The sequence below is a fragment of the Pseudooceanicola endophyticus genome (assembly GCF_018760365.1).
Taxonomy (GTDB): Bacteria; Pseudomonadota; Alphaproteobacteria; order Rhodobacterales; family Rhodobacteraceae; genus Pseudooceanicola; species Pseudooceanicola endophyticus.
Genome location: NZ_JAHIAB010000029.1, coordinates 1 through 10,611 on the forward strand (window position 1 = coordinate 1; position 10,611 = coordinate 10,611).

The following is a 10,611-nucleotide window of genomic DNA, read 5'->3' on the forward strand; positions in this document are numbered from 1 at the left end:
ATGCCGCCCTCGCCCATGGCGAAGGCCGCGCCGCAATAGGCGGGCGTGCCGGCATCGGTCCACCCATCCAGGATCGCGCCCAGCAGCCAGCCCAGGGTCATCGCCGAGCAGACCCCGGCCAGGGCCTCGACCAGGCGGCGGACCAGGCGCATCTCGGGCAGGAAGACCGCGCGCACCCAGGCGCCGGCGACGCCCGACAGGAGCAGCGCGAAGAACTGTTCCGGCAGGGTCTCGCGCCAGGCGCGCAGCGCCTCGGCCAGCCCGCCGATCACGGCGGGATCTTTCGTCGGATCGCTCATCGTCCCCTCACCAGCTCGACAGCGCGGCGCGCTTCCAGACGTTCGTTCCGGTGCAGACGTAGAAGTAGTCGTCATCCCGGGCGATCTGATCCTTTATCCCTGTCGCCGTGGCAGAGGCCGGCACGTTCTTCCACACCGGAGACCACCACCAGCCTGATCCGTCGTAGCGCCCGCTTGCCTTCGAGGGATTGTCGAAGAACCACTGGTAAAGCGTTGGCGTCTCGGGCAATTGCGTATCGCGATCCCCGCCCACCAGCAGGCTGACCGGCCACCAGCCGGTGGCATCCGACCCCGCCCCCTTCAGATAGAGAGTGTCGCTGTCACGCTCGCCGTCCTGGTCCTGGTAGAAGTACATCGAGGGCGCCGGGGCCGCGATCGCCGCCTCCGGCAGGACCGACCCGGCCATGATCAGCGGCGAATAGATCCCCTCGCCCAGCACGATGCGCGAGAACCGCGCCGGGGTCTCGTCCTGCAGGGCCCGGTAGCTCGACAGCACCTTGCCCTGCCCGTCCGCAATGGCGAAGGTCGCAACCTTCGGACAGCGCCATTGCACCGGCCCGGCGACATTGGCCCCGATGGTCAGATGCGTGCCGCTCGATCCCAGCTGGCGGAAGTTGGCCTCGACCGCGGCGCAGTTGTTCAGCACCAGTAGATCGCCCGCGCCGCTGGAAATCCCGCCGTCCAGCAGGATCCCGTCCGGGCGATAGAGCGTGCCCGCCACGGTCTTGCCGTTCATCTCGACCCCGGGTTGACCGGCCAGCAGCGTGTTGGTCTTGAAGCCATAGAAGGCCAGATCGTTCAGCCGCCCGGTCAGGCGCAGCATCGGCGACGTATGCGCCACCGGGGCTTCGTCCGAGGCATGGAACAGCGCGCTGTAGAATGCGAGCCGCCGGATCGCATTCTGCGTCGCCGCATGGTCGAAGTCGCAACCGACGTGATAGGGATAGACCACGCGGAAGCCGAAGAAGTCGCACAGGTTCGAGGCGTCGCCGACCCCATGGCTGTCGAAGACCACCGCCGGGAAGGCGCCTGCTGCCTGGCCCCCGCCCCGGCTCTCGACATTGCGGAACAGGCCCTCGCGGATATAGGCCGCCGCAGGGTTGCCCTCGGAGTTGGTGCCGTTCTCATGGCCGAAGTGGTAATGCGTGCCTTCCAGCAGCTCGACATAGATATTGTTCCACTGCATCCGGTCATTGCGCCCGATGCAGCGGATGCCGTGCTGCACGACACCACTGCGCGAGGACCGCACGGAAAAATCCGCCAGCCCCACCCCGGCCAGGTCCTTGCCCAGCGTCGGTGCCGGGCCCTGGTTCACCGATCCGGCAAAGGTGGTCTCGGTGATGCCCATGAACCAGCCGGAATAATCGTCCATCGGCTGGAAGATCGTGCGCCGCAGCCCGGCGCCCTGCAGCTGCATGACATCGCTGATCTGCAGCTCGGACCCGTAACGGTACAGCCCAGGCGGCACGATCAGCCGACCGCCAAGCGCCTGGGTGCGCGCAATCGCCCGGTTCAGTGCTGCGGCATCATCGGTGACGCCATCGCCCTTGACCCCGAACTGGAAGACGTTGAAGTCCGAGCGATCCCGCGCGCGGGCATAGGCCTTGACCTGGCCGGCGGTCTGCATGTCGGCATCCTCGGCCTCCACCTCGGCCACCAGGAAGCCGAACTGTTCATCGCGGGTGCGCAGGAAATTCCCGACCGCGACCTGGGCTGATCCGGCAGCGTAGGTCAGCGTCGTGTCGGCCTCGATGGCCGCAACATCATCCAGCCAAACACCCTCGTAAAGCGCGGCCTGGGCGGCGGCCAGCGCGGCGGCCTCCCGGGCCGATCCGGCGGTGGCCGCCTCCGACGCCGCTGCCACCGCCGCCGCCAGCGCCTGGGCCAGCGCATCGGGCTGGGTCGAGGGCACGTAGGAGGTCGCCAGCAGCTCGGCCAGGCTGAACGGCCCCGCGCCCGACAGTGCAATCGGTCCGACCGACAGGCCGCGCAGTTCCCCCAGATCGTCCCACCAGACATAAGAGACGTCATAGGGCGTGCCGGCCTCTCCGGCGCCGGTGCGAAACAGCGTCACGTCGATGGCGCCATCGGTGATCGGGGCCATGACCGGGCCATGCATCACCAGCGCGTCGCCCTGCTTGTCCCAGGCGCGCAGGGTAAAGACCACCTGCCCCGTGGTCGCGGCGCTGCCATCGGGCAGCACGACGGGGCCGGTGATCCGGGTTTGCGATACAGCCATGCGGCCTCCGATTTACGAGAAGATGAGGTCCAGCGGACCCGCCCGGGGGCCCGCCACGCCAGAGGCGTTGATCGCCTCGGCCCAGTAGTAATGCGCCCCGGCGCCGGGGCCGGGATCTGTATAGGCATCGGTCACGCTGGCCGTGCCGTATTCCACGTGGATGGCCGAGGCGTCCGCGAAGTCCGGCGTGGTGGCCGCGTCATAGCTCGCCCGCCAGATCCGGGTGGCGAAGTAATTGGCGTCGTTCGGCGCGCTCCAGGACAGCGCCACGTCCGACCCGTCCGCGACCACATCAAAGCCCGACAGCGCCCCGGGTGCGGTCGTGTAGGCCACCGCCGTCACCGAGACCGGCACCTCGGGGAACCAGGCGCCGACGCGCCCTGCCCCCGTCTGGTTGCGCACCTGTGCGAGGTACTGCGCGCCATCCACCAGCCCGGTCGCCACCCAGCTCATCTGGCCTTCCGTGAAGGTGTAGGTCTGCCACTCTACGCCCGCGTCAGAGGACATGATGCGGACCTGCTGGTGCAGGCTGTCGTCTGCCGCATCCCAGCTCCAGGTGATCGCCGCCGCCCCGTTCGAGATCGACAGCACCGCCCCCGAGAACCCGGTCTGATCGGCCACGCTGTCATCGCTCTGCACCTGCTCGTACGCGGGCCGCTCCGGCTCCTCGGTCGCGGCATCGAACTCGAAGTCCGACGCCGTGACCGAGCGCGCCTCGATATCGAAGGTCATCCCGTCCTCGTTGATCTGCAGCTTGCCGATCTCGAACAGGACATCGAGCCCGAACTCGGGATGCACCATGCGGAAGAACCGCTGCCCGATCAGCTCGAACCCGATCAGCTTGATCGTCCCGCTCAGCGCCCATTCGGCATGCTCGACCAGAGCCCGGCGCTTGTTGATCCGGCTGGCCTGGTTGTGCGAGTTGATCGGGTAGACCTGCACTTCGGAGGCCACGCGCTTTGCGGTGTCATCCTGCACCCAGACGCCCGAAGGTGTTTCCTGGTAGCTGTTCAGCGGCTCGACATAGGTGATCGTATATTGGCTGTTGGCCCCCAGATCCGCACCCGCCTCCAGCGTCAGGCTCAGGAAATCGCCCGCTTCCAGCGTCACCTCCGGGTCGATCCAGCGTCCGACCTTAAAGCCAACCTTGCCGTCGGGCCGTTCGTAGACAAAGCAATCCCCCGCCGCGATGACCTCGGCACAGATGTCGTCCCAGGCAGCATCGTCGGTATAGCTGCGGTTGAAGGTCCATTTGCGCTGCGTGGCGCCTTCGGCGTTGGTCACCAGGACGTCGCAGGCCTCGGCCTCTTCGGCGACCTCGTCCCAATCCACCCCGGCGCCCAGGTAATGGACGATCTCATGGGCAAAGCAGAGCGCGAGGTTGTCGGTCCATTTGGCCGTACCGTCGCGCGGATCAAGGATCTGATCGTTCATCTTCCAGACCGGCGCATAGGCCCAGATGTCGCCATCGGGATAGACCGTCGTCAGATCCGAGACCTTCACCCGCTTCGCCCAAAGATGCGCGCCCGAGAGCTGCGCGAAGTCGAAGTCTGCGGTGATCTCCGGGAAGGCCGCCCTCAGCACCGCATCGGCCCCCTGCCCGGTCTGGCCGGTGAAGGGGCGGATGTTGCCGTAGCCCGCCATCGCGTCGGTGGTGACATTGCCCTCCGCGTCGATCTCGACCTCCCGGTCCGAGAGGTACTGCGTCACCGGCCCTGCCGTGGAATGCGCCGCCACCAGGATCGTGTAATGCCGCCGGTTATCCATGAACCCGGTGAAGCCGAAGACCCCGCCCGCGCGCACCGTGCCATAGCCGCGCTGCATGTAGCTGATCGGCTGGGCATAGTTCTGCAGGGTGCTGGCATAGGGGTTGCTGCTTTTGGAGGTCAACTTGCCGGCCACATAGGCCAGCCCCTGTGCCAGCAGCGTCTGGCCGAGGAAGTTCGTCGTGGCAATGGCCGCCGTCGCCAGCGCCGCGCTGCCGATGTAGCCCGCATAAAGCGCCGTGGCGCTGGAAGCTGCATAGGCCATGGCCACGAAGCCCGTCACCGGATCTGCGCGGACGGGCAGCGCGGTGCTGCTCAGCAGCGCGGCCAGCAGCAGCCCCTTACGGATCGACATAGTGCATCCCCCAGGCCGCCAGGACCTCGACCAGCGCGGCATCGCGGGTATGCACCCCGCCGCCGCGCGCCCCTTCCGTCTTCATGGCCCAGGCATTCCCGAGGCAGATCCCTCCGACCGAGACCGCCCGCCCCGCATCGACGAACCGCAGCACGGCGATGTCGCCCTTCTGCGGCGCGGCCACCCGCGCCAGCCCGCCGCGGCGCTCCGCGACATGCGCCACCACCGCCACCGGATCAGAGAAGAACCGCGTCGCGCGCTGGCAGCTCGGGGCGCTGTCATAGGCAAAGCGCAGCTCCTCGGCGGGGTCATGGCCATGGCAGTCCGCGAACCAGTCGGCCAGCATCAGCATGCAGTCCGATCCGCCGCCGAAGCCGCCCCAGACGAAGGGCACCGACATCTGCCGGTGCAGGAAGGTATAGAGAGGTGTCATGTCATCCCCAGATCTTCTCATCCCGCCGGTTGTCGGTCGGGATGTAGGTCAGGCTCGGGTTGGCCGCGCCCAGCAGCTGGCCGTGGTCCGTGGTGTTGTAGATCCGGCGCCGGGCGCCCTTCCTGAACTCGAACGGGCCCTCGAAGCTCAGGCTGATCGCGCGGTCCTGCGCCCCCGAGGCGGTGAGGCTGATCTTGCGCATCACCCGCGTCGCATAGAGGCAGGGGGCGAAGACGGGCACATACATCTCCTCCAGGGTCGTGAAGGGCTGGATCCAGAAGGTGATCGCCCGCCCCGCCACGTAATCGGGGCCAAGCGCGCGCACCTGCGCCACCAGGTCCGGCGCATCCGGGTCCTGCAGGAAGGACAGCGTGACCGACCCGCTGGGCGCGGTGCCGTTCAGCGACATCTCGGTATCGCCCGCCGTGATCAGCGTGGAGCCGACCCACGCCTTGCCGGTCACGTCGGTAAACCGCCCCTCGGTCCCGACGATGAAGCCGAAGTCGCCATCGGGCGTGCTGAGATTGGCCAGCCGCAGCACCCGTGCCGCCGGCGCCCGGGGGTCGAACCCCGCCGGAAAGAAGCTCATCGTCCGATCCATTCCCTGAAGTCGAGATCCACCGAGGCCACCCCGCTGGTGTCGTAAGCGGGGTTGCCCATCGTGTCCGAGGTCCCGAGGAACACCCCCGAGGCCGCCAGATCGATAGCCGCGCCCGCCGGGATGGCGGTGCGCAGCATCTTCACCGACAGCGTCACCGCCGCCCCCGCGCCCGCGCGTCCCGTCACCACGAAGGGCCAGTCGTCGTAACTCAGGAACGCCCCCACCCGCACCGGCTGGCCCGCCAACGCCTCATTCACCGTGATCGTCGTGGCGCCCGCAGCCACGGCGGTCGTGCAGGTGACCACCGGCCTGTGGGGCCGGTAGATCCCGCGCTGCCAGGCTTGCAGATCCGCCCGCCAGTCCCGCGCCTGGGGCCGGAGCGAGACCGGATCGACCATCGGCACACGGTAGGCATTGACCCGCCCCTCGGCCTGCGCCCGGATCGCCCGCCAGACCCCGATCATCGGTCCCGGCAGGATGATCCTCGGCGACCCTACCCAGCGGGGAAAGGCGTTGTAGACCACCTGTTCGCCCCCGGCGGTATCGCCGCCCGCCGACTGGCCGCGCCAGTCGATGTCCCAGTCGACCAGACTCGCCCGCAGCAGGAAGCGCGGGAGGTCGATGATGGCGCGGCTCATACGGTGGTCCCCCTGGCGTTATAGCTGCGCGACGCACGGTCCAGCGACCGGGCGCTGCGCTTGGCATAGGCCCCGGAGACCTGCCCCGAGGTCTGCGCGACCCGCACGTCGAAGTAGGGCGAGGCCTCGACATGGATCGCGGTCTGCCCTGCCCCCTGCCGCGCCGCCCCGTCCGCCATCCGCTTCGAGATGTCGTTCGGGATGATCTGGGTGCCCGAGGGCAGGTTCAGGATCTCGCCGCCGCGTTCGTTAACCGTGGTCCAGCCGCCGGCGAAGTTGGAGGTCCCGTTGGCATGGGCGCCCACCAGCGCCTTGAACAGGCTGCCGATCCCGCTGGTCAGGCTGCTGCCGCTGGCCGCGGACCAAAGGCTGTCGAAGGCCTTGTTGGCAAAGAACGTGGCCGCGCTGGCCAGCAGGTTAGACAGGACCGACGTGAAGCTCTGCGCCCCGGTGACCAGGCTGGCGAAGGCGTTGCGCCCGGCCTCCCTCACGCTGTCGGTCGCGGATTTGAGCTGCTGCATCCGGGTGATCGCCTCGGCCAGGCCCGCGATCTGCTGCCCCGTGGCCGAGGTGGCCGCGACGCCCGCCTCCTGCAGCTTCTGCCAGGCCAGGGTCTGGGCGTCGGTCAGGCCGGCGGTCGCCCGCAGCTCTGCCAGCTGGTCCTTCAGGCCCTTGAGCACCTTGGCAGCGCCCCCGGCGGCCTGCGAACCCGCCGCGGCGCCGGCGGTGCCGGCGGTCCGGAAGGCCGTGCCCAGCGTATCGGCAGCACCGGTCGTGGCCTCTACCGCGTCCTGCCCGCCGGCCATGGCCGTCTTCAGCTTCTCCCAGGAGGCCAGCGGCGCCGTGGCCAGCGCCCCCATCGCGCCTGCGGCAAGCTGGGCATTGCCGGCCGCGTCCCGCGCCGCATCCGCCACGCCGGTGATCCCCGAGGTATCGAGCCCGGGGATCGTGTCGGTGTTGAACCCGTCGAGGAAGGCGCCCTTCGCCGCCGCCCCGGCCTGCGCCAGCGCGCCAGCGTGCGGATTGGCGATCCCGCCCAGCTCAACCTTGCCGACCAGCCCGATGGAGAAGCGCTGCTTCAGGCCCTCGGGGATCTTGTCGTTCACCGATCCGATGAAGCTGTTGATCCGCTCCACCGTGCCGTTCAGCAGCGCCTCGATGCCGCCAAGGATGGCATTCGCGGCACTGTAGGCCAGCGATCCCAGCACCGCCGGAAGCTCGCCCCAGAGCGCCTTGATGGCCGCGAAGGCACCGCGCCACAGCCCGATGTAACGGTTGGTCACCGTGACAGCGCCGCTCATGACGCCCGTCAACGCCGCAAGGCCGGCGGCCTCGATGCCCAGCCACACCGCCTTCAGCCCCGAGAGCAGCCCCTGCCCGGCCAGCCCGATCCGGCCCAGGGCCTCGGCGCCGATCTCCCGCAGCAGCGCCAGCGCCGCGCCGAGGCTGCCGCTGGCCTGCACCAGGCGGAAGAACCGCAGGGCCAGCTCTCCGGCCAGCACCAGCGCGAGGCCGAAGCCCGAGGCCAGCAGCCCGGCCTTCAGCCGGCTGAGCGACAGGCTCAGCGCCAGGGAGGCCACCCGCGCCGCCACGAAGGCGCCGACCAGGTAGGTCCCGACCCCAACCGTCACCGCCCCCGCATAGGCCACGATCCGGTCGAGGTTGCCGGCCAGCGCGGTGATCACCCGCGTCAGCACCCCGCCCTGCCCGCTGCCCCGCGCCAGCAGGTCGGCGAACATCTGCAACGAGGGCAGCGCCGCCGTGGCGATGCGGTTGCGCATCCCGGTCAGCGACATCTGGATCTCGAAGAGCGCCTTGCGGGTGTTTTGCATCGCCCCGACGGTCCTGTCGTCCAGCACCGCGCCCACCGCCTCGGCCCGATCCCCCAGCCGCGCCATCTCGGCGCCGTCCTCCTGCAACAGCGGCACCAGGCGGGTCGATTCCGAGGCCATGGCCTCCATGAAGAAGGTCATCTGCTGCTGGTTGACCCCGGCCTTTTGCAGGCTGGAGACGTAGAGCTGCAGCGCCTCGGGGCCCGAGAGGCGGCGGAACTGGTCCGCCGTCACCCCGACCTTCGGGGCGATCTGCTGGAAGAAGTCCGCCATCGGCCCGCCGCCGGTGGTCAGGAAGTCGCCCACCCGGTCGTTCACATCCTTCAGGATGTCGGCCAGCTGGTCCTGTTCCATCCCGACGGTGCCGGCGGCGGCGGCCCACTTCTGGAACACCGCCGGGCTGGCATTGGCGACCTGCGCCAGCCGCGAGACCTCGCTCGCCGCCGCCACCGTCGCCGAGGTGATCCCGCCGATCGAGCCGATGGCGCCGGCCATCCCCGCCGCGATCTTCAGCGACACGCCGATCAGCGCGCGCGAGAAGCCGTTGGTCTTGCCGCGCACCTCTTCGAGGGCGCGTTTGAAGCCCGAGGCATCCAGTCCGAGGACCGCCTGCATCCGGCCTACGAGGTGTCCAGCCATTGCGACCAGCTCCGTTTTTGAAGGGTTGCCGAGAGGGCGCGCAGCCGGGCGCGCTGTTCCGCCGCGACCTCTGCGGGATCCCGGGGATGGGCTTCGGCCAGAAGCTCGTGCAGCGGCACGATCTTGTCGGCGCGGCCCAGCATGGCGGTCAGCCAGGCCTGTTCGATCAGGCGCTGGCGCTCTTCGCGGCGCCGCTGCGCAAGCGCCTCCATCTGCAAGGCAAAGCTGCGCGGGGTCTGGCGCCCGAAGGCCTCGGGGGCAAGGCCCGCCAGGACCCAGGCGCGCTGCAGGCCGCTCAGCCCGAGGGGCGGCGCTTGCGGCGTTTGGGCTTTCCCGGCAGCGCCTTCGCCCCGTCCTGCGACGGCTCCGGCATGGCCGCCCCGAGGGCCTGCATCATCGCCTCGGGCGCTTCGCCCAGGATCTGGCCGGCCTCGCGCAGCGTGACCTCGGGGTGATGCTGCACCAGCCCGGCCCAGACCATCATGCGCATGTCGGCAAGGCTCAGCGCCTCCGGGTCCGTCTCGATCTCCGCCAGGAAGGCCGCGGCCTTGCGGCCCGAGTGCTGCTCGAAGTCCGCCAGGGCGTTGAAGTCGAAGCACAGGGTCCAGCTGCGGCCCAGGGCGTCGAAGGTGTAATCGCCGTTCATCGTGCTCATGCGCTGGCCGCCGGGTCGGTGGCCTCGCCCGAGACGAGGCCGTTGATGCGGAAGACCACCGTGGCGGTCGACTTGCCCTGCACCGGCGCCGAGCGCCCGTAGGATTTGACGAAGCCCGCGTAGACCTCGGGGGTCGTCGCGCCGGCGGCGGTCACCTCGACCTGGATCAGCTCGCCCGCCGCGCGCAGGTAGCGCAGCAGCATGTCCTGGGGGCTTTCCGGGATATAGTCGAGCGGCGCCGAGAGGGTGCCGTTATCGAGAAGCCCGGGGATGTATTCCTTGCTGCGGTTCGGCGAGGAATGCGAGGTCACGTCGACCTCGTCGGCTTCCCCGTCCGGCAGGTCGAAGTCGCCGATCCCCGCCAGTTCGGTCCAGCTCGGCGTGGCGCCGCGCCCGACCCGGATCCTGGCGCCATAGCCAAGACCAACGCCCGTGGTACTCATGTCATTCTCCGTTCTCTGGGGATCAGGCCGCGTGCCAGGAGGTCACGCGGAAGCTGGCGGTGGCGGTGCCGATGCGGCGGGCGCCCTCGCCGTTGACGATGGTGGTGACCTCTTCCAGCAGGCACTGGACACCCGCGCCGTTGAGCGCCCCGCTCACGGCGGCCTCGATGGCGGCGGTATCGGTGTCGAGCTGATCCTCCAGGTCGCTGCCGCCCTGGCGCTTCAGCACCACCTGCAGCAGCGTGCCCTTCTCCAGCGTCCCGCCATGACTGCTGCGGCTGCTGCGCTCCGAAGGGGTCGCCACGCCCATCACCGGCAGGGTCGCGGCGTCGATCTGCTCGGCCCAGGCCGACAGCAGGGTGACCCCGGCCAGAGCGCCCGAGGCCTCCAGCGCGGCCTTCGCCTGGGCCCGGAAGGTGCTGCGGTAATGGGTCATGAAAAGACCTCAAACAGCTCGCATATGAGCCGCGCATCCGTGGCGGGTGATCCCGAAGGCCAGACATTCTGCACCTCGTAGGTCAGCCCGTCGCCGGGCCGGATCTGGTCGCCGCGCCTGAGCTCGGGCACCAGGTCCCGGGGCACCGACCAGCTGGGGCTGGTGACCAGCACCGGGTGCCCGTCGGGATCCGTCGCATCCACCGGCATCCGCCGGAACACCGACTGCACCACCCGCGCGCTCCCGCCCTGCGGAAGGTAGGTGACCGGGGCGCC

At 69.4% G+C, this 10,611-nt stretch carries 12 protein-coding genes; all 12 read right to left on the reverse strand.

The features are described 5' to 3' along the window. Positions 1 to 299 (reverse strand): hypothetical protein (locus KM176_RS24440; RefSeq protein ID WP_160897259.1); only part of this gene is annotated, 299 nt, incomplete at its 3' end. A 7-nt stretch (positions 300 to 306) separates the two neighbouring features. Beyond that, positions 307 to 2,538 (reverse strand): glycosyl hydrolase family 28-related protein, encoded by a 2,232-nt coding sequence (locus KM176_RS24445; RefSeq protein WP_160897258.1) that lies wholly within the window; start codon positions 2,536 to 2,538, stop codon positions 307 to 309. Positions 2,539 to 2,550: 12 nt separating this feature from the next. Beyond that, positions 2,551 to 4,659 carry a phage tail protein gene (locus tag KM176_RS24450; RefSeq protein ID WP_160897257.1) on the reverse strand — a complete coding sequence of 703 codons (2,109 nt, stop codon included), beginning with the start codon at positions 4,657 to 4,659 and terminating at the stop codon, positions 2,551 to 2,553. Further along, positions 4,646 to 5,092 carry a DUF6950 family protein gene (locus KM176_RS24455; RefSeq protein WP_160897256.1) on the reverse strand — a complete coding sequence of 149 codons (447 nt, stop codon included), beginning with the start codon at positions 5,090 to 5,092 and terminating at the stop codon, positions 4,646 to 4,648. Before KM176_RS24455 ends, KM176_RS24450 begins: the two co-directional genes overlap by 14 nt. 1 nt (position 5,093) lies before the next feature. Next, positions 5,094 to 5,681: a hypothetical protein gene (locus KM176_RS24460; protein WP_160897255.1), complete on the reverse strand. Its 588-nt coding sequence runs from the start codon at positions 5,679 to 5,681 to the stop codon at positions 5,094 to 5,096. Continuing rightward, entirely contained in the window at positions 5,678 to 6,331 is a 654-nt protein-coding gene (locus KM176_RS24465; protein ID WP_160897254.1) for a hypothetical protein, read from the reverse strand. The genes KM176_RS24460 and KM176_RS24465 overlap by 4 nt, the downstream gene beginning before the upstream one ends. After that, positions 6,328 to 8,802: a phage tail tape measure protein gene (locus tag KM176_RS24470; protein WP_160897253.1), complete on the reverse strand. Its 2,475-nt coding sequence runs from the start codon at positions 8,800 to 8,802 to the stop codon at positions 6,328 to 6,330. The genes KM176_RS24465 and KM176_RS24470 overlap by 4 nt, the downstream gene beginning before the upstream one ends. Beyond that, entirely contained in the window at positions 8,784 to 9,014 is a 231-nt protein-coding gene (locus KM176_RS24475; protein WP_160897252.1) for a hypothetical protein, read from the reverse strand. The genes KM176_RS24470 and KM176_RS24475 overlap by 19 nt, the downstream gene beginning before the upstream one ends. Positions 9,015 to 9,097: 83 nt before the next feature. Next, positions 9,098 to 9,457 (reverse strand): hypothetical protein, encoded by a 360-nt coding sequence (locus KM176_RS24480; protein WP_160897251.1) that lies wholly within the window; start codon positions 9,455 to 9,457, stop codon positions 9,098 to 9,100. Then, on the reverse strand, positions 9,454 to 9,900 hold the full coding sequence (locus KM176_RS24485) for a phage tail tube protein (RefSeq protein WP_160897250.1): 447 nt from the start codon (positions 9,898 to 9,900) through the stop codon (positions 9,454 to 9,456). Before KM176_RS24485 ends, KM176_RS24480 begins: the two co-directional genes overlap by 4 nt. Positions 9,901 to 9,922: 22 nt before the next feature. Next, positions 9,923 to 10,336 (reverse strand): hypothetical protein, encoded by a 414-nt coding sequence (locus tag KM176_RS24490; protein WP_160897249.1) that lies wholly within the window; start codon positions 10,334 to 10,336, stop codon positions 9,923 to 9,925. Beyond that, on the reverse strand, positions 10,333 to 10,611 hold a 279-nt coding region (locus KM176_RS24495; RefSeq protein WP_160897248.1), incomplete at its 5' end, for a head-tail joining protein. The genes KM176_RS24490 and KM176_RS24495, both read right to left, overlap by 4 nt.